Raw genomic sequence first — 22,462 nt, 5'->3', positions numbered from 1 at the left:
ACGCGGGGCGTAGCTGATGGGGAGTCAGTCTAGGCAAGTATCGGGCAGTAAACCAGAGTGGCGTCCTGCCCGATAGCGTTCATCGTTTATCAGTCGGCGGCGGGGGAGGCCGGGACTTGTACTGCGAGCTGGTCGGCCAGACGTACGAAAGCAGCCAGATCCAGTTGCTCCGGACGCAGGCTGCCATCGACGCCGGCGGCTTCGATTTCAGCGTTGCTGAGCAATTGCTTGAGGGTGTTGCGCAGTGTTTTGCGGCGTTGGTTGAACGCTTCGCGCACAACGCGTTCCAGCAGCTTGTGATCCTTCGCCGGGTGTGGAAGCACGGCGTGCGGCACCAGACGAACGATCGCCGAATCAACTTTAGGCGGCGGGTTGAACGCACCCGGGCCAACGTTGAACAGGTGCTCTACGCGGCAATGGTACTGAACCATGATCGACAGACGACCCCAGTCACCACCACCGGGACCCGCGGCCAGACGCTCGACCACTTCTTTCTGCAGCATGAAGTGCATGTCGCGAATGATGCCGGCGTTGTTCAGCAGGTGAAAAATCAGCGGCGTGGAAATGTTGTACGGCAGGTTGCCGACCACTCGCAGGCTGTTCGGCGCCGCATTGAGCGTGTTGAAGTCGAACTTCAGCGCATCGCCTTGATGCAGGTTGAAATTGCTCTTGCCGGCAAACTGCTGGTTGAGGATCGGGATCAGATCCTTGTCCAGTTCCACCACGTCCAGTTGCGCGCCGGAGTTAAGCAGGCCGGCAGTCAATGCGCCCTGGCCCGGGCCGATTTCAAGCAGGCGGTCTTCGGACTTGGCGCTGATGGAGCGCAGGATGCGGTCGATAACGCCGGCATCGTGCAGGAAGTTCTGGCCAAAGCGTTTGCGCGCCTTGTGTTGGTATTGCTCGGTCATAAACGGGTCTCGGCCATCTGGTAGGCGGTTTCCAGGGCGACTTGCAGGCTGCCGGTGTCGATCTTGCCGCTGCCGGCCAGGTCCAGGGCGGTGCCGTGGTCGACCGACGTGCGGATGATCGGCAGACCCAGGGTCACGTTGACGGCAGCGCCGAAGCCTTTGTACTTGAGCACAGGCAGGCCCTGGTCGTGGTACATCGCCAGCACTGCGTCGCAGTGCTCCAGATATTTGGGGGTAAACAGAGTGTCGGCAGGCAGCGGGCCACGAAGGTCCATGCCCTCGCCGCGCAGGCGCTCTAATGTTGGTTCAATGATGTCGATTTCTTCATGGCCCAGATGTCCGCCTTCACCGGCGTGCGGGTTGAGCCCGCAGACCAGAATGCGTGGCTGGGCGATGCCGAATTTGTGTTGCAGGTCGCTGTGCAGAATCCGCGTCACGCGCTCCAGCCGTTCTGGTGTGATCGCATCGGCAATCTCGCGCAGGGGCAGGTGAGTGGTCACCAGTGCCACGCGCAAACCGCGGGTGGCCAGCATCATCACTACTTGGGCGGTGTGGGTCAGGTCAGCGAGGAATTCCGTGTGCCCTGAGAACGCGATGCCCGATTCGTTGATCACGCCTTTATGTACCGGGGCGGTGATCATCCCGGCGAAGTCGCCGTTGAGGCAACCGTTGCCGGCGCGGGTCAGGGTTTCGAGGACGAACGCGGCGTTGGCCTTGTCCAGTTGCCCGGCAACCACGGGGGTGCTCAGCGGCGTATCCCAGACGTACAGGCTGTTGGCGGGCGCCGGGGCGTCCGGCCAGTGATCAGGCGCAACATCCAGCAAAGTGACAGCCAGCCCCAGCTGCGCGGCCCGCTCAAGGAGCAGGTCACGGCTGGTGATGGCAATCAGGGGATGTGGCTGGGCTTGCGAGGCGAGCAGCAGGCACAGGTCGGGACCGATGCCGGCTGGTTCGCCGGGTGTCAGCGCGAAACGCTGGGGTTTCACTGCGCTGCCTGGTCTGCACCAGGGAGTTTGATCTCTACGTACGCTTCGTCACGGATCTGACGCAGCCAGGTTTGCAGCTCTTCGTCGTATTTGCGGTTACGCAGTACGGTCATGGCTTGCTGTTCGCGGGCCTGTTCGGTGCTGTCGGTGGCGCGACGGCCAAGGACTTCGAGAACGTGCCAGCCATATTGCGTCTGGAACGGCTTGGACAGCTGACCTTGTGGGGTTTTGGCCATCACTTCGCGGAATTCCGGCACCAGTGCGTTCGGGTCGATCCAGTTCAGGTCACCGCCGTTGAGAGCAGAACCCGGGTCTTCGGAGTAGCTTTTCGCCAGTTCAGCGAAGTCTTCGCCAGCCACGATGCGGTCATACAGCGATTGCACCAGCGCTTTGGTTTTGGCTTCGTCGCGAATCGGGCTTGGCTTCACCAGAATGTGGCGGACATGCACTTCGTCACGCATCTGGGTCTCGCCGCCACGCTTGGCCAGCAGCTTGAGGATGATGAAGCCACCCGGTGTGCGTGCAGGTTGCGTGATGTCGCCGACGGCCATGCTGCTCAGCTCGCGGTCGAACGGCGGCGGCAGTTGCGCGGCTTTACGCCAGCCCATGTCGCCGCCTTCCAGCGCGTTGTCGCTGCCGGACTTGGCAACGGCCATCTGGCCGAAGTCAGCGCCTTGCTTGAGTTGCTGGTAAACCTCCATGGCCTGACGGGCAGCACTCTGAATCGCGTCAGAGTTGGCGCTTTCCGGCGTCGGGATCAGGATGTTGGCCAGGTGCAGTTCTTCGGACAGTTGCATTTTTCCCAGGTCGGAGGCGAGGAAGTTTTTCACTTCCTGTTCGGAGACCTGAATGCGTTCTGCCACGCGACGCTGACGCACACGGCTGATGACCATCTCGCGCTTGATCTGCTCACGGGCGTCGTCATAGTTCAGACCGTCGCGAGCCAGGGCGGAGCGGAACTGCTCAACCGTCATGTTGTTGCGCTGAGCAATGGTGCCGACCGCCTGGTTCAGCTCTTCGTCAGTGATGCGAATGCCAGAGCGTTCGCCGATCTGCAGTTGCAGGTTTTCGACGATCAGGCGCTCAAGCACCTGTTGATCCAGTACGCCAGGAGGTGGCAGGCCACCGCCACGCTTGGCGATGGTCTGCTGAACTTCGTGGACACGCTGGTCCAGTTGGCTCTGCATGACCACGTCGTTGTCGACGATCGCTACCACTTTGTCGATGGACTGTACTGCGGCGTTGGCCGCAGTACCCAGGAACAGCGCGCCCAGCATCAGCGGGCGCAGACAATCAGAAAGCTTGGTCTTCACGTTCACGATAACCTTGAATGCCTTTGTCGAGGAAGCTCTCTACCTTGGCGCCAGTGAGGCCACCGAGTCCCTTCAGAACAATTTGGAGGAAGACGCCATGGTCGCCTTTTTCGTTTTGCGGAGCATCCTGGCTGAACTCGTCATAGGAAACCCAGTAACGGTTGATCAGGCGCAACTTCCAGCAGCAGTTGTCGTACTCGAAACCACCGAAGGCTTCCAGGGTACGGTTGCGGTTGTAGTCGTACTGCCAGCGGCTGATCGCGTTCCACTGCGGAACGATTGGCCAGATGACCGAGAAGTCATGCTGCTGGATCTTGTAGTAGTCCTTCACATAGCCAGCTGTGCCAGGTGTGCCATAGTCGCCACCCATCTGCCACTTGCCCGTTGTCTGGTCGTAGCGGATCTGGTCGTTGCGATAGCGATAGCCGGCGTTGATAACCTTGTTCGGGTTGTCTTCAGGCTGATAGTGGAACATCGCACTGCCGGAACGCGGGCTGCGGCTGTCCGGATCCCAGTTGTAGTCGGCCGTGGTGCGCCAGTCGCGGTTCCAGCGGTATTCGTATTCAAGCGCATACGGAGACACATTGGAGTGCGCGTCGTCGCGGGTTTTTGCGTCGATACCTGGCAGTTGAACTTCACGATCCTTGAAGTACAGCGCCTGGCCGACACTGATGCGTTGACGCTCGAACCCGTCGTCTTCGATCCAGCGGCTGGTCACGCCCAGCGACAGTTTGTTCTCGTCGCCGACACGGTCGGAGCCTGCGAAGCGGTTATCACGGAACAGCGACGCATAGTTGAAGGTGTATTCGCTGGTGTCGAACACCGGGATATCGTTCTGGTCTTTCTCGGGTACATAGAGATAGAACAGGCGCGGTTCCAGGGTCTGGCGATAGTTCTTGCCGAAGAACGACGTGTTGCGGTCGAAGTACAGGCCGCTGTCGATGCTGGCAATCGGGACGCCACGGTTTTGCGAGCTGCTGTACTTCTCACCCAGCGCCGAAGCGCCGTTGCGGTTAGTCACCAGGTCGTCTTTGCCTTGTCCGTCGAGATCCAGATCGTACTGGGTGTACTGATACTTGAGCGATGGCTTCAGGAAGCCATAGGTCCAGTTCATCGGCAGGCTGACACCCGGTTTCAGGTTCAAGCGGTTGCCGTTGGCGCGAGCCAGACCTGCTACGTTGGTATCAAGACGCGGGGTACCGATGGTGCCATCATCGTTGATCGGACCACCGTTTTCGTCGAGGAACCTGCCGGTTTTCAGATCACGATCAAACCGCACCAGCTCGGTCTCGTAATCGAAGTCCAGACCTTGCGGATGATATGGCAGCTGACCATTGAAGGTGATCTGCGGCAGACGGCCATACGGTGTGATGCTCGCGACGGTCGCCAATTGGTACTGCTGGGCATTCAAGCGAGCGGTGTAGCTGTCACCCCGATAGCTGATCGAACCTTGCTGGTTCACGAAGTCGCTGGACTTCACGCCAATCTGATCGGTCTGCAGATCCTGGAAGTAATACGGATCGCTGATCTTGGTGTAGTCGACTTCAGTGAACACACGGGAGTCGAGACCGCCCTTGTGCTGCCAGTTGTACATGTAGCGGGTTTTTTCGTAGTCGGTCTGCTTGCTGCGCTCGGTATCGTCATCGTTCAGATACGCTGCACCGAACTGACCTTCACTCGACTTGGTCAGGTAACGGAATTCGCCTTCCACCAGCATGCCGCGCTTGCTCATGTAGCGCGGGTACAACGTGGCGTCGTAGTTCGGCGCCAGGTTGAAGTAGTACGGCGTGACCAGCATGAAGCCGGTATCGGTGCCGCTGCCAATGGTCGGCGGCAGGAAGCCCGACTGGCGACGGTCGTCGATCGGGAAATAGATGTACGGCGTGTACAGAATCGGAATGTCTTTGACGCGCAACGTCACGTTGGTCGCGGTACCGAAGCCGGTGGCCGGGTTCAAGGTGATGTTGTTGCCCTTGAGCTGCCAGGCGTTGCTGTTCGGTTCGCACGTGGTGTACGTGCCGTCCTTCAAGCGAATGATCGCGTTCTCGGCACGTTTGGCGTACAGCGCGTTACCGCGGATACGCGATTTGTGCATCACGTATTCGGCGTTATCGACCTTGGCTTCACCGGTGTCGAGCTGCACATCGGCGTGGTCGCCGACGATCAGCGCGCCGTTGTCACGGATGCGTACATCGCCATTGAGTTCGGCGCGGCTCTCGGCCTGATACAGGCTGGCCTCGTCGGATTCGACCTGCATGCTGCCCTGACGCAGAACGACATCACCGGCCAGCGTACCGACTTGATCATCGGTGTTATAGCGCGAAGCTTTTGCGCCGATAAAGGTCGGAGCATCGCTTTTATTCGTCTTGTCATTCATGCCAGGACGAATCGGTTCGATATAGGCACCAGAGCAGTAAGGCCCGGTCTCGGCCAATTGAGCGGCGGTGAGCTTCTCGCGCGGAACCCAGTCGAGGTGACTGAAGTCTTCGCTACGGGATTTCAAACCGCGGCCCTTGGCTTCGGTGACCAGTACGGTTTTAGGGCCGGTGTCGCTGGTCGAACCGTTCTCGGTTGGCGCTTCGCCAGCGGCGCTGACGGCACTGCCGTCATGCACCGGACGCGGCGGCAACGCCGCTGCCGGTGATTTGGGCGCACAGTCCCAACCACCCGAAGCCGAGACGGAGCAGTCATACTGCTCGGCGGCAACAACGAATTGACTGGCCAGAGGTTGCATAGCCAGCAGACTGCCGGTTACCAACAACGGAAATTTTTTACGAAACGCGGGGGATTTCAATGCCATCTTATTAGTCCGGGCTTCCTGCGTGCCATCTGCCCGCGGTGTGGGCCGCACGCCTCTCGATGGTCTGAAAAAGATGCTGGATAATAAAGCATGACCCGCTTGACGGCTAGCGCCGTCGGAGACCCTTGCAATGCCTGACCAAGATGTACGCTTGCAACACCTGAAAGTTTGGCTCGATGAGCAGTTGGCAAACCTGTTTGCAGATCAGGGCTGGGGCACCGTGCCCCCGGCCACGTTGACCGCGGCCAGCAGCGACGCGAGTTTCCGCCGTTACTTCCGCTGGGAAGGCGAGGGCAAAAGCTTCGTCGTGATGGACGCTCCGCCACCCCAGGAAAACTGCAAACCGTTCGTGGATATCGCTTTTTTGCTGGCGAAATCCGGAATAAATGTGCCGAAAATTTATGCCGAGGACCTCGAGCGTGGATTTCTTTTGCTCAATGACCTGGGCAACAAGACCTATCTCGACGTGATCGATGGCGAAAATGCCGACGCATTGTTCAGCGATGCCCTGCAAGCCCTGCTGGCTTTTCAGCAGTTGCCGATGGTCGCTCCACTGCCGAGTTACGACGTTGCACTGCTGCGTCGCGAACTGGAGTTGTTCCCCGAGTGGTACGTGAAGCGCGAACTCGGTGTCGAACTTGATTCGACTCAGCAACAACAGTGGCAGCAGGTCAGCGACCTGTTGATCGACAGCGCCCTCGCTCAACCCAAAGTGCTGGTGCACCGCGACTATATGCCACGCAACCTGATGCTCAGCGAACCGAATCCCGGCGTGCTGGATTTCCAGGATGCGGTTTACGGCCCGGTGACCTACGACGTGACTTGCCTGTTCAAGGACGCCTTCCTCAGCTGGCCTGAAGAACGCGTGCGTGGTTGGCTGGAGAGTTACTGGCAGCAAGCCTCGGCGCTGAACATTCCGGTGCAGCCGGACTTCGAAGACTTTTTGCGTGCCAGTGACCTGATGGGCGTGCAGCGTCATTTGAAAGTCATCGGCATCTTCGCGCGGATCTGCCACCGCGACGGCAAGCCGCGTTACCTGGCCGACGTGCCGCGTTTCTTCTCTTATATAGAAGCAGTGATCGCGCGTCGTCCTGAACTGGCGGAACTGCAAGCGCTGTTCACCAGCCTGCGGGGTGGAGCAACAGCATGAAGGCAATGATTCTGGCGGCAGGCAAGGGCGAGCGCATGCGCCCGCTGACCCTGACCACGCCGAAACCGCTGGTACGTGCCGGTGGCGTGCCATTGATCGAGTATCACCTGCGCGCTTTGGCGGCCGCAGGATTCAACGAGATCGTGATCAACCACGCTTGGCTCGGTCAGCAGATCGAGGACTATCTGGGCGACGGTTCGCAGTTTGGCGTGAGCATTCAGTACTCGCCGGAAGGCGAGCCTCTGGAAACCGGCGGTGGGATTTTCCGCGCCTTGCCGTTGCTCGGCGACGATGCGTTCCTGGTGGTCAACGGTGATATCTGGACCGATTACGACTTCAGCGTCCTGCACCAGCCGATTACCGGGCTGGCGCATCTGGTGCTGGCGGACAATCCGGCGCATCACCCGAGCGGTGATTTCACGTTGCTCGACGGTCAGGTGATCGACGGCCAAAAAGACGCCACGACCCTCACCTACAGCGGCATCGCCGTGTTGCATCCGCAGCTGTTCGACGGCTGCACAGGCGGTGCTTTCAAACTGGCACCGCTGCTGCGCAATGCCATGGCTGCCGGCGAAGTCACGGGTGAGCGTCTGAAAGGTCACTGGGTGGATGTCGGCACGCACGAGCGCCTGGCCGAAGCTGAAGCATTGATAGAAGCGAGTCGCTGACATGTTGTGGCCAGGGACTCTGATTGGAGCCGGAGCGGGTTTTGCGATCGCCAGCATTCCGGGGGCCATGCTTGGGGCATTGTTGGGGCAGGCGCTGGATCGGCGTCTGCACCTGCAGAGCTGGGGACACTTGCGGGAAAAACTCGGCGGTCGGCCGATGTTGCGCAACGACGAACTGTTGTTTGTGTTGCTCGGACGTCTGGCCAAGAGTGACGGTCGGGTGACCGACGGGCATATTCAGCAGGCACGGAACGAAATGCGAGCGCTGGAGATGAGTGAGCCGGCGACACGTCGCGCTATCACTGCGTTCAATCGTGGCAAGTCAGGTAATGACAATCTGCGCGGTTATCTGCGGCGCCTGAGTGCGCAGCCCCATGCGTCCGAGGGTGTGTTGCGGGCGTGTTGGCGGATGGTTTGGGCCGATGGTCGCGCAGGCGTCAGCGAGCGGGAATTGTTGGCGCAGTGGGGCAAATGGCTGGGCTGGACGACGCATCAGGTGCAGGCGCTGGCCAGTGATTACGAGCCGGGCAAGCGACCGATCGTCAGTGCCGCGGTGAGTTATCAAGAGGCGATGCGTTTATTGGGTGTGTCGGCGTCCAGCGAGCCGGCGCAGATCAAACGGGCTTATCGGCGCCTGCTCAGTCGTCATCATCCGGACAAGATTGCCGGGACGGGGGCGACGCCTGCACAGGTGCGTGAGGCGACTGATAAAACCCGAGAGCTGCACAATGCCTACACGCTGATTCGTGAGCGGCGGGATTTTCGTTAGTCGTTAGAGCTGTGTTGGCGGTGATGGCCCCTTCGCGAGCAAGCTCGCTCCCACATTCGAACGCATTCCAACTCAGCGAACGCGATCAAGTGTGGGAGCGAGCTTGCTAGCGAATGAGGGCGCCTCGGTCTTATTCGGTCAGTCCGTGTTCTGCGGATTCAGCCAGCCCCGCACACGACGGAACAACTGCTCCTGTTCAGCCTTGTTATCCGGCAGCGCCTTGAGCGCGACCTGGCTGAACGCCGAGGTCTTCAAGCGCTTGTTCGCCTGCATGCGCTCCAGCGCGGCGTTGCGATCCAGCGGCTTGTCCATGTAGAAAATATCCGCAGTCGGCAGCTTCAGTGTCGGCGTCAGTTCGACCAGTGCCGGTTTGGCCTTGGTCGGCGTCTGCACATCAACCATGACAAATTTTTCGACCTGCGATGTTTGTTTTTCGCTCAGGTAGCGTGCGGCCCAATAGGCGCCGGTGCCGTGTCCAAGCACGACAATGCTGCGCGCGCTCTGTTGCTCGGCGTAGGCAATCGCCGCGTCGATGCGCGCGAAGATTCGCTCGGCGTCAGCCTTGGACTGCTCTTCAGTGGTTTCGGCGACCACTTGATCGGCCACTTCGGCTTCACCGCCAGCGGCTTGCTCGATCGGCTGCGCGGTGGTTGCATCCTTGCTCCCGGTTTCCGGCGCTTTCGGCGCGGCGGCAGGCTCGATCACTCGCGGTGCGATGGCATCGCTTTGCAGATCAGGCAGCGTGATGCTCAGGCTGCTCCAGTCGGCGTTAGGCAATTTACGCCGCAGCGGGCCGATTGCCTGCGGCCAGTCAGCGGTTTCGCCGGCGCCGGGGATGATGATCACCGCGCCCTTGGGTTCGGCGGTGTTGGCCGGTTTCCACAGGGCGAGGAAGGTGTCGCTGCCGGCCTGCAACTGTTGCTGTTCTTGCGCAGGGACCTTACGTTCCAGTGCGGCGGCCTCTTCCTGACTACGCTCAAGCAATGGCTGGCGTTCGGCCGGTTTTTCTTCTGCCGGTTTTTCCGCTGCAGGAGCGGGATCGGCGGCGTTGACGGAAAACGCACAAGGCAGGATCAGCGACAGGCACAATGCTGGCATTGCCAGGCGGTAAACAGAGGGCATCGGTTATTCCAGGCCAGAAAGTATCCCGGCAGCCTAATGGGTTGGTCAGAATTTGTCAGTGTATGAGACTTCAATGAAGCGATTTTGCTGCCTGTGGGTTATCGGCTGTTTGTGCTTTCCCTTGATGGGCTGGGCGGCGCCTGCGCCCCCGGCACACGCGGCGCAGTTATCGGCGAGCCAGCAGCAATGGCTGGCGCAGCACAATGAATTGCGCGTCGGTCTGGTGTTGCAGGCGCCGTATGCAACCTACGATCGGCGCCTGCAGCGGTTGTCCGGGGCCAACGTCGAGCTGATGAAATTATTGGCCAAGACGCTCAATGTCGAACTGAGCTGGCGTAACTTTCAGGACCTCGCACAACTGGAAACCGCCGTGCGCGAGGGCGAGATCGATATTGCTCCAGGCCTGAGTCAAACCCCGAGCGCGTTGCGTCTGTGGCAGTTTTCCGATCCCTACATGCGCGTGCCGCAACTGGTGGTCAGTGATCAGAAGGCCAGTGGTGTGGTCGATCTGGAGAGACTCGACAGCCAGGTCCGCGTCGCCGTGCGCATGCCCAGCAGCACCGCCGATTACCTGCGCGGCAACTATCCGCATCTGAACCTGCAAGGCGTGCCACTTGAGCGCCAGGCCTTGCAGTTGCTGTTGAGTCAGCAGGCCGCCTACGCCGTGGTCGATGAGGCCCAGCTCGGACGCTTATCGGTAGAACCTGAGTTCTCGGAACTGGTGGTGGTCGGCGATATCGGCCTGCCGCAACTGCTGCGAGTCGGCTCGCGCCGCGATTGGCCAGAACTGGCCGGCATCGTCCAAAGTGCCCTGCGTGCGATCCCGGCCAAGGATCTGGAGCAACTGCACAACCAATGGCTGCAACCAAAATACCCGCGACTGTCGGAGTCGCCCGGCTTTTGGCAGAACCTGAGCCTGTTGTTTGCAGTGATGCTGCTCAGTTGTGTCGCCATCGTGTTTTGGCAGCGCCGCCAACAGCACAGCCTTGAACAGCGACTACTGGCGGCCCGGGAAGACATCGCCTTGCGCGCAGCCAGTGAAGAAGCGCTGCGGTTGACGCAGTTCTCCATCGATCAAAGCACTGTCGGCATCCTTTGGGTCAACTGGGACAGCCATGTGCGCTACGCCAATCGCGCGGCGGAAAACATGCTCGGTTATCCCTCAGGCGGGCTGATCGAGCGCCCGTTGATCGATTTCGAGCCGGGGCTGCACATGGATCGCTGGCTCAATCTGTGGAAGCGCGCGCGGGCCAGTGAAGAAGGACCGCTGAGTTTCGAAACCAGTTGCGTGCGCGCCGATGGCAGTGTCTTGCCGGCGGACGTGTCGCTGAGTTTTCTGCGTTTTCGCGACAGTGAATATCTGGTGGTTTACCTCACCGATGTGACCGAGCGCCGTCGCGCCTTGGCGGCGTTGCAGGAAAGTGAGGCACGTCTGCAAGGCATCGCCGCCAACGTGCCGGGGCTGGTGTTTCGTCTGGAACGGGCGCCAGTGACCGGGCAGATCGACTTTGCCTACATCAGTGAGGGCAGCGAAAGTCTGGTCGGCTACGCGCCGGCCGTCATCGCCCATCGCGACATGGGCTTGCGCAGTCTGGTGCACCCGGACGACAAGGCCGGTTATCACCAGACCCAGGATCATGCGCTGGACACTGACAGCGACTGGACGTGGCAGGGGCGAATCCTCACGCGGCAGGGTGAGCAGCGCTGGGCAGAGATCAAGGCGATCACCCGGCAACTGGAGGATGGTGCTTACGTCTGGGATGGCATCGTTTGGGACATCACCGAGAGCAAGCGTATCGAGCTGGAACTGGCAGCCTCGCGCGAGCAATTGCGCGAACTGTCGGCGCACCTTGAGAGCGTGCGTGAAGAAGAGAAGGCGCGTATTGCCCGTGAGGTTCACGATGAGCTGGGGCAGATGTTGACGGTGCTGAAGCTGGAAACATCGATGTGCGAGTTGGCCTACGCACAACTCGATCCTGGGCTGAACGAACGGCTGAACAGCATGAAACGCCTGATCGCGCAGTTGTTCCAGTTGGTGCGCGATGTGGCGACCGCGCTGCGTCCGCCGATTCTCGATGCCGGGATTGCCTCGGCGATCGAGTGGCAGGCGCGGCGGTTTGAAGCGCGTACGCAGATTCCGTGTCTGGTGCAGGTGCCGGACAATCTACCGGCGCTCAGTGATGCCAAAGCGATCGGCCTGTTTCGAATCCTGCAGGAGGCGCTGACCAATGTGATGCGTCATGCTCAGGCGCATACTGTGGAACTGACGCTGGCGCTGGAAGGCGATGAATTGTGTCTGACGGTCAGTGATGATGGCGTAGGATTCGTCGCCGCTGCCGGTCGGCCGACTTCGTTTGGACTGGTGGGCATGCGTGAGCGGGTGCTGATCATGGGCGGGCGGTTGGAGCTGGAGAGTGAGCCGGGGGAGGGCACCAGTCTGAATGTTTGGGTGCCGGTGAGTGAGGTTTGACATGTTGTGGTGTCTGGACTGACGCCTTCGCGAGCAAACTCGCTCCCACAGGGATCTGTGTATGCCTGAATTCTGGAGAAAACCGTGATCCGTGTACTGGTAGCCGAAGACCACACCATCGTCCGTGAAGGCATCAAGCAATTGATCGGCCTGGCCAAGGACCTGCAAGTGGTGGGCGAGGCGAGCAATGGCGAGCAATTGCTCGAGACCCTGCGCAACGTGCCATGCGAAGTGGTGCTGCTTGACATCTCCATGCCCGGGGTCAATGGCCTGGAGGCGATCCCGCGAATCCGTGCGCTGAACAATCCCCCAGCGATTCTGGTGCTGTCGATGCACGATGAAGCGCAGATGGCTGCGCGCGCGTTGAAGGTCGGCGCCGCCGGGTATGCGACCAAGGACAGCGATCCGGCGCTGTTGCTCACCGCCATTCGCAAAGTCGCGGCGGGTGGTCGATACATTGATCCGGATCTGGCCGATCGCATGGTTTTCGAAGTCGGCCTGACCGATGCGCGGCCTTTGCACTCTCTACTTTCCGAACGCGAGTTCTCGGTGTTCGAACGCCTCGCCCAAGGCGCCAACGTCAACGACATCGCCCAGCAACTGGCCCTTAGCAGTAAAACCATCAGCACCCACAAGGCGCGGCTGATGCAAAAGCTCAACATCACCTCGCTGGCCGAACTGGTCAAATACGCGATGGAACACAAACTCCTCTAAAGATCACCGCGATCAACCTGTGGGAGCGAGCTTGCTCGCGAATGCGGTGTATCAGTCACAGAATGAGTTGAATGACCCACCGCTTTCGCGAGCAAGCTCGCTCCCACAGGGTTCTTTGTTCAGCTCTCGATGTGCGCATATCCATTAACGACACGCGTTTTTGCCATTGCTTGCGGCTCGCAGCTTGTCGCTTGTCACTGCCTTATCCGATAGCGCCATCCTTGTAGGGCAATCCCTACCCCCAACCTTCCATCCGGCTGAGGCGATTCTCTCCTGCGCCCCGATTTGCGCGCCTGTCAGCAACCACTAGGCTTAATCCACAAGCAGTCATCAACAACAAAGGTGTGGGTATGAGCCAGGTCGATACAAACGCAGGGGCCAGCGATGTGCTGGTCAGCTTTCGTGGAGTGCAGAAGAGCTACGACGGCGAGAACCTGATCGTCAAAGACCTCAACCTCGACATTCGCAAAGGCGAATTTCTCACCCTGCTCGGGCCATCCGGTTCCGGCAAGACCACCAGCCTGATGATGCTCGCCGGTTTCGAAACACCGACCGCTGGCGAGATTCTGCTGGCCGGGCGCTCGATCAACAACGTGCCGCCGCACAAGCGCGACATCGGCATGGTGTTCCAGAACTACGCACTGTTCCCGCACATGACCGTGGCGGAAAACCTCGCGTTCCCGCTGACTGTGCGTGGACTGAACAAAAGCGACGTCAGCGACCGCGTGAAGAAAGTCCTCAGCATGGTTCAGCTCGATGCGTTCGCTTCGCGCTACCCGGCGCAGTTGTCCGGTGGTCAGCAACAACGTGTGGCGCTGGCCCGCGCGCTGGTGTTCGAACCGCAACTGGTGCTGATGGACGAACCCCTCGGCGCCCTCGACAAACAACTGCGTGAACACATGCAGATGGAAATCAAACACCTGCACCAGCGCCTCGGCGTGACCGTGGTCTACGTGACTCACGATCAGGGTGAAGCGCTGACCATGTCCGACCGCGTCGCGGTGTTCCATCAGGGTGAAATCCAGCAGATCGCCCCGCCGCGCACCCTTTACGAAGAACCGAAAAATACCTTCGTCGCCAATTTCATCGGCGAGAACAACCGCCTCAACGGCCGTCTGCTCAGCCAGAGCGGCGAGCGTTGCGTGGTCGAGTTGGGCCGTGGCGAAAAAGTCGAGGCGCTGGCGGTCAATGTCGGCCAGACCGGCGAACCGGTGACTTTGTCGATCCGTCCGGAGCGCGTCAGCCTCAACGGTTCGAGCGATCAATGCGTCAACCGCTTCTCAGGGAGGGTGGCGGAATTCATCTATCTGGGCGACCACGTCCGGGTGCGCCTGGAAGTCTGCGGCAAGACCGACTTCTTCGTGAAACAACCGATTGCCGAGCTCGATCCCGCGCTCGCCGTCGGCGACGTGGTACCGCTTGGCTGGCAGGTCGAGCACGTTCGCGCGCTTGATCCGCTTTTAGAGGCGAACTGATCGCCCCGGCAATACCAACACCAACCCTGCACGTGGAGAGAACAATAAATGTTGAGATCCCTGAAGTTCACCGCCCTGACCCTGGGCCTGATGGGTGCGGCCAGCGCAATGGCCGCTGGCCCGGATTTGACCGTGGTGTCGTTTGGCGGGGCGAACAAGGCGGCGCAAGTCAAAGCCTTCTATGCACCGTGGGAAGCGGCGGGCAACGGCAAGATCGTCGCCGGCGAATACAACGGCGAAATGGCCAAGGTCAAAGCCATGGTCGACACCAAGAGTGTGTCGTGGGATCTGGTCGAAGTTGAATCGCCAGAGCTGTCCCGTGGTTGCGACGAAGACATGTTCGAACAACTCGATCCGGCGCTGTTCGGCAAATCCGAAGACTACGTCAAAGGCGCGATTCAGCCTTGCGGCGTGGGCTTCTTCGTTTGGTCGACCGTACTGGCTTACAACGCTGACAAGCTGAAGACCGCGCCGACCAGTTGGGCGGATTTCTGGGACACCAAGAAATTCCCGGGCAAGCGTGGTCTGCGTAAGGGTGCCAAGTACACCCTCGAATTCGCTCTGATGGCCGATGGTGTGGCGCCGAAAGACGTCTACAAAGAGCTGGCGAGCAAGGGTGGCCAGGATCGTGCGTTCAAGAAACTCGATGAGCTGAAGCCGAGCATCCAATGGTGGGAAGCCGGCGCGCAACCGCCGCAATACCTCGCCTCCGGTGACGTGGTGATGAGTTCGGCCTACAACGGTCGCATCGCGGCGGTGCAGAAAGAATCCAACCTGAAGGTGGTGTGGAACGGCGGCATCTACGACTTCGACGCCTGGGCTATCCCGAAAGGTCTCGACGCCAAGCGTGCGGAAGCGGCGAAGAAATTCATCGCTTACTCGGTACAGCCGCAACAGCAGAAGATTTACTCGGAAAACATCGCCTACGGCCCAGCCAACACCCAGGCTGTTCCTCTGCTGGCCAAGGATGTCCTGAAAGACATGCCGACCACCCCGGAAAACATCGCCAACCAGGTGCAGATCGACGTCAGCTTCTGGGCTGACAACGGCGAGCAACTTGAGCAGCGCTTCAATTCCTGGGCGGCGAAGTAAGCACGTCACACGGGCCGACGGTGTACCAGATGATCGTTCCCACGCTCTGCGTGGGAATGCCGCCCGGGACGCTCCGCGTCCTCGTGTGACGCAGAGCGTCACTGGATGCGTGCCCACGCAGAGCGTGGGAACGATCAGTAGCTAAAGTTCGAGGTGGTTCGCCACCTCTGTAACGATCAAAGATTTGCGGAGTACGTCATGGCCATCGCCGTTCCCCTGAACGAGGGCAACAGCCCCACCTTGAAGCAGAAGCTCAAGCGCGCCGAGCGGGTCAACCGCTGGAAGGCGCAAGCGCTGATCGCGCCGCTGGTGCTGTTTCTGTTGCTGGTGTTTCTGGTGCCGATCGTGGCGCTGCTCTATAAGAGCGTCGGCAACCCCGAAGTGGTCGGCGGCATGCCGCGCACCGTGGCGGCCATCGCCAGTTGGGACGGCCGCGGTCTGCCCGCTGAACCGGTCTATAAAGCCGCCAGTGAAGACCTCGCCGAAGCACGCAAAAACCAGACGCTGGGCGATCTGTCCAAGCGCTTGAACATGGAGTTGGCCGGCTATCGCAGCCTGCTGACCAAAACCGCCCGGGCGCTGCCCTTCGCCAGCGAACCGGCCTCTTATAAAGAAGCGCTGGAAGCACTCGACGAACGTTGGGGCGACCCGGCCTACTGGCAAGCGGTCAAACGCAACACCAGCAGCATCACGCCGTATTACTTGCTGGCATCCGTCGACCACCGCATCGACGACCTCGGCGAAATCGCCCCGGCCACCCCGGATCAGGCGATCTATCTCGACATCTTTGCCCGCACCTTCTGGATGGGTCTGGTCATCACCGTGATCTGTCTGCTTCTGGCCTATCCACTGGCTTATCTGCTGGCGAACCTGCCATCGCGGCAAAGCAACCTGCTGATGATTCTGGTGCTGCTGCCGTTCTGGACCTCGATTCTGGTGCGCGTCGCCGCATGGATCGTGCTGTTGCAATCGGGCGGTCTGATCAACAGTGGCCTGATGGCCATGGGCATTATCGATAAGCCGCTGGAACTGGTGTTCAACCGCACCGGCGTGTACATCTCGATGGTGCACATTCTGCTGCCGTTCATGATCCTGCCGATCTACAGCGTGATGAAAGGCATCTCGCCAACCTACATGCGTGCGGCAATTTCCCTCGGCTGCCACCCGTTCGCCAGTTTCTGGCGGGTGTACTTCCCGCAGACCTATGCCGGCGTCGGTGCCGGTTGCCTGTTGGTGTTCATCCTCGCCATCGGCTACTACATCACCCCGGCGCTGCTCGGCAGCCCGAACGATCAAATGGTCAGCTACTTCGTCGCCTTCTACACCAACACCAGCATCAACTGGGGCATGGCCACCGCGCTCGGCGGGTTGTTGCTGCTGGCGACCGTGGTGCTTTATCTGATTTACAGCTGGCTGGTCGGCGCCAGTCGCCTGCGCCTGAGCTAAGGGGAATTCGAGATGCTGAGTCCTTATATGTCGCCCATCGAACGGGTGTGGTTCTACAGCCTGCGGATTCTCTGCGGCCTGATTCTGTTGTTCCTGATTCTGCCGGTGCTGGTGATCATCCCGCTGTCGTTCAACTCGGGGAGTTTTCTGGTCTATCCGCTGCAAGGCTTCTCGCTGCAGTGGTACCACGACTTCTTCGCCTCGGCGGAATGGATGCGTGCGCTGAAGAACAGCATCATCGTCGCCCCGGCGGCGACGGTGCTGGCGATGATCTTCGGCACGCTGGCGGCGATTGGCCTGACCCGTGGCGACTTCCCCGGCAAGGCGCTGGTGATGGCGTTGGTGATTTCGCCGATGGTGGTGCCGGTGGTGATCATCGGTGTGGCGAGTTACCTGTTCTTCGCGCCGTTGGGCCTGGGCAACAGTTTTTTCTCGTTGATCGTGGTGCACGCGGTGTTGGGTGTGCCGTTTGTGATCATCACCGTGTCGGCGACGTTGCAGGGGTTTAATCACAATCTGGTGCGCGCTGCGGCGAGTCTCGGTGCATCGCCGCTGACGGCGTTTCGTCGGGTGACCTTGCCGTTGATTGCGCCGGGGGTGATTTCCGGGGCGCTGTTTGCGTTTGCGACTTCGTTTGATGAGGTTGTGGTGACGCTGTTTCTGGCAGGGCCTGAGCAGGCGACGTTGCCTCGGCAGATGTTTAGCGGGATTCGTGAGAACCTCAGTCCGACCATCGCCGCTGCTGCGACGCTGCTGATTGCGTTCTCGGTCATCCTGCTGCTGACCCTGGAATGGTTGCGCGGACGCAGCGAAAAACTGCGGACTGCTCAGGTTTAAGGGTCAGATCAAAAGCTTACCCCCTCACCCCAGCCCTCTCCCCCAAAGGGGGCGAGGGGGAAGGGAGCAGATCGTTGCGCTTTTCAGAACCTGAGTTCGACTCGGTATCGCAAGTCGGTGTACTTCTCCCAAACAACTCGGTCAGTCCCCTCTCCCTCCGGGAGAGGGCTAGGGTGAGGGGCTCTTGATTTTCTAACCGATCAACCATTCACCACCTGAATAGCAGACAACCCCAAAACCCCAGCTAATCTTGTGCCCAGCTCCCACATCTATAAGAGGCTGCGCACGATGAGTCTGTCCCAGTTCAAAATCGCTCACAAACTGATCACCGGCGCCGCCGCCATCGAGCAACTGGCCGCCGAACTCTCGCGCCTGGACATCGACAACCCCCTGATCGTCACCGACGCCGCGCTGGTCAAGTCCGGCACTGTCGAGCTGGCGCTGTGCCAATTGGGCGGGCGTGACTACGAGATTTTCGACCGTGTACTGCCCGACCCGGAAATCGCCATCGTCGAAGACTGCATGCGTGTGTACCGCGATGGCGGGCATGACGGCTTGATCGGCCTCGGTGGTGGCAGTGCCATCGACATCGCCAAAAGTGTTGCGGCCTATGCCGGTTATCACGGTGCGCTGGAAGACTTGTTCGGCGTCGATCAGGTGCCACGCAAAGGCCCGCCGCTGATCGCCATCCCGACCACCGCCGGCACCGGTTCCGAAGTGACTAATGTGGCGATCCTCTCCGACAAAGTCGCGCAGTTAAAGAAAGGCATCGTCAGCGACTTTCTATTACCGGACGTCGCGCTGGTCAGCCCACAGATGACCCTGACCTGCCCACGCAGCGTCACCGCCGCCAGTGGCGTCGACGCGCTGGTGCACGCCATCGAATCCTATCTGTCGGTCAACGCCTCGCCGATCACCGACTCGCTGGCCATCGGCGCGATCAAACTGATCGCCAAAGCCCTGCCCAAGGCCTACGCCAATGGCGCCAACCTGCAAGCCCGCGAAGACATGGCCACCGCCAGCCTGATGGCCGGCATGGCGTTCGGTAATGCCGGGGTCGGCGCGGTGCATGCGCTGGCGTATCCGCTGGGCGGTCGCTTCAACATTGCCCATGGCGTCAGCAATGCCTTGTTGCTGCCGTATGTCATGACCTGGAACAAGATGGCCTGCGTCGAACGCATGCAGGATATTGCCGAAGCCATGGGCGTGCAGACCGCTCATCTGAGTGCCGCCGAAGCGGCGGACAAAGCCGTACAGGCCATGACCGATCTGTGCGCAGCGGTGGAAATTCCTGCCGGACTGCGCAGTTTCGGTGTGCCGGAAGAGGCAATCCCGGCGATGGCCGTGGAAGCGGCGGGCATCGAGCGGCTGATGCGTAATAACCCGCGCAAACTCAGTGCCGTCGATATCGAGAAGATCTACCGCGCGGCGTACTGAGCCAGCGCCGGTCATCGGTCATGGCACAACCCAATCATCGCGGTCACGGTGCGCGCTTGGAAACTTGAGGTATACAATGCGCGCCATCGTGATTTAGCTCAGAAAAGGTGCGTCATGCAGCCCTTCGTAATTGCTCCGTCGATTCTCTCCGCCGACTTCGCCCGCCTCGGCGAAGAAGTGGACAATGTTCTGGCCGCTGGCGCCGACTTCGTCCACTTCGACGTCATGGACAACCACTACGTACCCAACCTGACCATCGGCCCGATGGTTTGCGCGGCGTTGCGCAAGTACGGCGTCACCGCGCCGATCGACGCGCACTTGATGGTCAGCCCGGTGGATCGCATCGTCGGCGACTTCATCGAAGCCGGCGCGACTTACATCACTTTCCACCCGGAAGCAACGCTGCACGTTGATCGCTCGCTGCAACTGATCCGTGAAGGCGGCTGCAAATCCGGTCTGGTGTTCAACCCGGCGACCCCGCTGGACGTGCTCAAGTACGTGATCGACAAGGTCGACATGGTCTTGCTGATGAGCGTCAACCCGGGCTTCGGCGGGCAGAAATTCATTCCCGGTACCCTCGACAAACTGCGCGAAGCGCGGGCGATCATCGATGCTTCGGGCCGTGATATCCGGCTGGAAATCGACGGCGGCGTCAACGTCAACAACATCCGCGAAATCGCCGCCGCTGGCGCTGACACCTTTGTCGCCGGCTCGGCGATTTTCAATGCGCCGAACTATCAGGAAGTCATCGACAAGATGCGTTCCGAACTGGCGCTGGCTCGCCCATGAGCGGGTTTGAGCAGCTGTTCCCGGGAAAACTGCCTCGGCTGGTGATGTTCGATCTGGATGGCACGCTGATCGACTCGGTTCCAGACCTGGCAGCGGCGGTGGACACCATGCTGCTCTCCCTCGGCCGCCAGCCTGCCGGCATCGAAGCGGTGCGCGAGTGGGTTGGCAACGGCGCGCCGGTACTGGTGCGCCGTGCGTTGGCCGGTGGTATCGATCATTCGGCTGTGGATGACGTCGAAGCCGAGCATGCGCTGGAAGTGTTCATGCAAGCCTACGGCGCCAGCCATGAGCTGACCGTGGTCTATCCCGGCGTGCGCGACACCCTCAAGTGGCTGCACAAGCAAGGCGTGGCCATGGCGCTGATCACCAACAAACCGGAGCGTTTCGTCGCGCCGCTGCTGGATCAGATGAAAATCGGCAACTACTTCAAATGGATTATCGGCGGCGATACCTTGCCGCAGAAGAAACCTGATCCGGCGGCGCTGTTCTTCGTAATGAAAATGGCCAACATCCCGGCCTCGCAATCGTTGTTCGTCGGCGACTCGCGCAGCGATGTGCTGGCGGCGAAAGCGGCGGGGGTCAAATGCGTGGCGTTGAGTTACGGCTACAACCACGGCAGGCCGATTGCCGAAGAATCGCCGGCGCTGGTGATCGACGATCTGCGCAAGCTAATTCCCGGTTGCCTCGGTACGGCCGCTGAGATAACGTTGCCCGACGCTGCTCAATCCCATTCTGGAAACGCCATCGTGGTGGTCACTCGCAAACTCTGGATGAAAGTCATCAAGGCCCTGGCCCGCTGGCGTTGGCGCGCCTGACTTGTTCCTGGCCGGCCTGCCGGCGCGTTTGCATACCTGACTGATTTGCCCCTCACACCACGAGGCACCTTATGATCCGCGAAGAATTCCTGCGCTTGGCCGCTGACGGCTACAACCGCATCCCGTTGGCCTGCGAAACCCTGGCCGACTTCGACACGCCGCTGTCGATCTACCTGAAACTGGCCGACCAGCCCAACTCCTACCTGCTCGAATCGGTGCAGGGCGGCGAGAAATGGGGGCGTTACTCGATCATCGGTCTGCCGTGCCGCACAGTCATGCGGGTTCACGACCATCATGTGAGCATCACCGTTGATGGCGTCGAGACTGAAAGCCACGACGTTGAAGATCCACTGGCCTTCGTTGAAACCTTCAAGGCCCGTTACAACGTGCCGACCATCGCTGGTCTGCCGCGTTTCAACGGTGGTCTGGTCGGTTACTTCGGTTACGACTGCGTGCGTTATGTCGAGAAGCGCCTGGGCAAGTGCCCGAACCCGGATCCACTGGGGGTGCCGGACATTCTGCTGATGGTCTCCGACGCGGTCGTGGTGTTCGACAACCTCGCCGGCAAGATGCACGCGATTGTCCTCGCTGACCCCGCGCAGGAAGATGCTTTCGAACAAGGTCAGGCACGTTTGCAGGAACTGCTCGAGCAACTGCGTCAGCCGATCACCCCGCGTCGTGGCCTGGACTTCAGCAAGCAGCAATCGGCTGATCCGGTGTTCCGTTCGAGTTTCACTCAGGACGATTACGAAAAAGCCGTCGACACCATCAAGGAATACATCCTTGCCGGTGACTGCATGCAGGTCGTGCCGTCGCAGCGTATGTCGATCGATTTCAAGGCTGCACCGATCGATCTGTATCGCGCGCTGCGTTGCTTCAACCCGACGCCGTACATGTACTTCTTCAACTTCGGTGACTTCCACGTCGTCGGCAGTTCGCCGGAAGTGCTGGTGCGCGTTGAAGACAACCTGATCACCGTGCGCCCGATTGCCGGCACTCGCCCACGTGGCGCGACCGAAGAAGCGGACGTGGCGCTGGAAGAAGACCTGCTGTCGGACGACAAGGAGATCGCTGAGCACTTGATGCTGATCGACCTCGGTCGTAACGATACCGGTCGTGTTTCGGAAATCGGTTCGGTGAAACTCACCGAGAAAATGGTCATCGAGCGTTATTCCAACGTGATGCACATCGTTTCCAACGTTACCGGCCAGTTGAAAGCAGGACTGACGGCGATGGATGCGTTGCGGGCGATTCTGCCGGCGGGCACCTTGTCGGGCGCGCCGAAGATTCGCGCGATGGAAATCATCGACGAACTGGAACCGGTCAAGCGTGGCGTCTACGGCGGGGCGGTCGGTTACTTCGCCTGGAACGGCAACATGGACACCGCAATTGCCATTCGCACGGCGGTGATCAAGAACGGCGAACTGCACGTGCAGGCCGGTGGCGGCATCGTTGCTGACTCGGTGCCGGCGCTGGAATGGGAAGAAACCCTGAACAAGCGTCGCGCGATGTTCCGCGCCGTCGCCCTGGCCGAGCAAACCCCGGAGTGATCGCAGATCTTCCCTGTGGGAGCGAGCTTGCTCGCGAAAGCGGTGAGTCAGTCAACATTGATGGCGATTGACACACCCTCTTCGCGAGCAAGCTCGCTCCCACATTCGGTTTGTGTGTAGC

General features: G+C 60.3%; 18 protein-coding genes. 13 read left to right on the top strand and 5 right to left on the bottom strand.

The features are described 5' to 3' along the window. Nucleotides 1-89 precede the first annotated feature (89 nt). Genes rsmA through ACZZ0G_RS08810 form a run of 4 tightly spaced genes read right to left on the bottom strand, consistent with a single transcriptional unit; the run spans nucleotide 90 to nucleotide 6,007 of the window. Nucleotides 90-908: a 16S rRNA (adenine(1518)-N(6)/adenine(1519)-N(6))-dimethyltransferase RsmA gene (gene rsmA, locus ACZZ0G_RS08825; protein WP_095122616.1), complete on the bottom strand. Its 819-nt coding sequence runs from the start codon at nucleotides 906-908 to the stop codon at nucleotides 90-92. Continuing rightward, nucleotides 905-1,894, bottom strand: coding sequence for a 4-hydroxythreonine-4-phosphate dehydrogenase PdxA (gene pdxA, locus ACZZ0G_RS08820; protein ID WP_463555903.1), 990 nt, complete (start codon nucleotides 1,892-1,894; stop codon nucleotides 905-907). Before pdxA ends, rsmA begins: the two co-directional genes overlap by 4 nt. Continuing rightward, nucleotides 1,891-3,207: a peptidylprolyl isomerase SurA gene (surA, locus tag ACZZ0G_RS08815; RefSeq protein ID WP_463555902.1), complete on the bottom strand. Its 1,317-nt coding sequence runs from the start codon at nucleotides 3,205-3,207 to the stop codon at nucleotides 1,891-1,893. Before surA ends, pdxA begins: the two co-directional genes overlap by 4 nt. Next, nucleotides 3,188-6,007, bottom strand: coding sequence for an LPS-assembly protein LptD (locus ACZZ0G_RS08810; RefSeq protein WP_463555901.1), 2,820 nt, complete (start codon nucleotides 6,005-6,007; stop codon nucleotides 3,188-3,190). The genes surA and ACZZ0G_RS08810 overlap by 20 nt, the downstream gene beginning before the upstream one ends. A gap of 130 nt (nucleotides 6,008-6,137) precedes the next feature. Here ACZZ0G_RS08810 and ACZZ0G_RS08805 point away from each other — a divergent pair, with 130 nt between their 5' ends. The 3 genes from ACZZ0G_RS08805 to ACZZ0G_RS08795 are packed head-to-tail and all read left to right on the top strand — an operon-like array spanning nucleotide 6,138 to nucleotide 8,594. Next, complete coding sequence (locus ACZZ0G_RS08805) at nucleotides 6,138-7,157, top strand: aminoglycoside phosphotransferase family protein (RefSeq protein WP_463555900.1); 1,020 nt, start codon at nucleotides 6,138-6,140, stop codon at nucleotides 7,155-7,157. After that, nucleotides 7,154-7,825, top strand: coding sequence for an N-acetylmuramate alpha-1-phosphate uridylyltransferase MurU (gene murU / locus ACZZ0G_RS08800; protein WP_463555899.1), 672 nt, complete (start codon nucleotides 7,154-7,156; stop codon nucleotides 7,823-7,825). Before ACZZ0G_RS08805 ends, murU begins: the two co-directional genes overlap by 4 nt. 1 nt (nucleotide 7,826) lies before the next feature. Further along, nucleotides 7,827-8,594, top strand: a complete 768-nt coding sequence (locus ACZZ0G_RS08795; RefSeq protein ID WP_463555898.1) for a TerB family tellurite resistance protein — start codon at nucleotides 7,827-7,829, stop codon at nucleotides 8,592-8,594. A 138-nt stretch (nucleotides 8,595-8,732) separates the two neighbouring features. Here ACZZ0G_RS08795 and ACZZ0G_RS08790 read toward each other — a convergent pair whose 3' ends face one another. Further along, nucleotides 8,733-9,716: an alpha/beta hydrolase family protein gene (locus ACZZ0G_RS08790; RefSeq protein WP_463555897.1), complete on the bottom strand. Its 984-nt coding sequence runs from the start codon at nucleotides 9,714-9,716 to the stop codon at nucleotides 8,733-8,735. A 73-nt stretch (nucleotides 9,717-9,789) separates the two neighbouring features. Here ACZZ0G_RS08790 and ACZZ0G_RS08785 point away from each other — a divergent pair, with 73 nt between their 5' ends. From ACZZ0G_RS08785 to trpE, 10 genes are all read left to right on the top strand, one after another. After that, nucleotides 9,790-12,186 carry a PAS domain-containing sensor histidine kinase gene (locus ACZZ0G_RS08785; RefSeq protein WP_463555896.1) on the top strand — a complete coding sequence of 799 codons (2,397 nt, stop codon included), beginning with the start codon at nucleotides 9,790-9,792 and terminating at the stop codon, nucleotides 12,184-12,186. A gap of 84 nt (nucleotides 12,187-12,270) precedes the next feature. Continuing rightward, nucleotides 12,271-12,900 carry a response regulator gene (locus ACZZ0G_RS08780; protein ID WP_093441901.1) on the top strand — a complete coding sequence of 210 codons (630 nt, stop codon included), beginning with the start codon at nucleotides 12,271-12,273 and terminating at the stop codon, nucleotides 12,898-12,900. Nucleotides 12,901-13,250: 350 nt separating this feature from the next. After that, complete coding sequence (locus tag ACZZ0G_RS08775) at nucleotides 13,251-14,375, top strand: ABC transporter ATP-binding protein (RefSeq protein ID WP_038363353.1); 1,125 nt, start codon at nucleotides 13,251-13,253, stop codon at nucleotides 14,373-14,375. A 48-nt stretch (nucleotides 14,376-14,423) separates the two neighbouring features. Next, on the top strand, nucleotides 14,424-15,467 hold the full coding sequence (locus ACZZ0G_RS08770; protein ID WP_463555895.1) for an ABC transporter substrate-binding protein: 1,044 nt from the start codon (nucleotides 14,424-14,426) through the stop codon (nucleotides 15,465-15,467). Nucleotides 15,468-15,665: 198 nt separating this feature from the next. Continuing rightward, a complete protein-coding gene (locus ACZZ0G_RS08765) occupies nucleotides 15,666-16,913 on the top strand; it encodes an ABC transporter permease (protein WP_159814843.1) in 1,248 nt (415 codons plus the stop codon). 12 nt (nucleotides 16,914-16,925) lie between these two features. Beyond that, nucleotides 16,926-17,750, top strand: a complete 825-nt coding sequence (locus ACZZ0G_RS08760; RefSeq protein WP_008084123.1) for an ABC transporter permease — start codon at nucleotides 16,926-16,928, stop codon at nucleotides 17,748-17,750. Between the two features lie 288 nt (nucleotides 17,751-18,038). Then, the gene (locus ACZZ0G_RS08755; RefSeq protein WP_463555894.1) at nucleotides 18,039-19,187 is read left to right on the top strand and encodes an iron-containing alcohol dehydrogenase; all 1,149 of its coding nucleotides are present in this window, start codon (nucleotides 18,039-18,041) and stop codon (nucleotides 19,185-19,187) included. A gap of 114 nt (nucleotides 19,188-19,301) precedes the next feature. Further along, a complete protein-coding gene (rpe, locus tag ACZZ0G_RS08750) occupies nucleotides 19,302-19,976 on the top strand; it encodes a ribulose-phosphate 3-epimerase (protein ID WP_007918813.1) in 675 nt (224 codons plus the stop codon). After that, on the top strand, nucleotides 19,973-20,791 hold the full coding sequence (locus ACZZ0G_RS08745) for a phosphoglycolate phosphatase (protein WP_463555893.1): 819 nt from the start codon (nucleotides 19,973-19,975) through the stop codon (nucleotides 20,789-20,791). The genes rpe and ACZZ0G_RS08745 overlap by 4 nt, the downstream gene beginning before the upstream one ends. Nucleotides 20,792-20,862: 71 nt before the next feature. Then, nucleotides 20,863-22,341, top strand: a complete 1,479-nt coding sequence (gene trpE, locus ACZZ0G_RS08740) for an anthranilate synthase component I (protein WP_463555892.1) — start codon at nucleotides 20,863-20,865, stop codon at nucleotides 22,339-22,341. Nucleotides 22,342-22,462 lie beyond the last annotated feature (121 nt).

It is taken from the genome of Pseudomonas sp. AC169 (assembly GCF_979258515.1).
The sequence above is the reverse complement of the archived record's forward strand: the minus strand, read 5'-3'. Positions and strand labels throughout refer to the sequence as shown.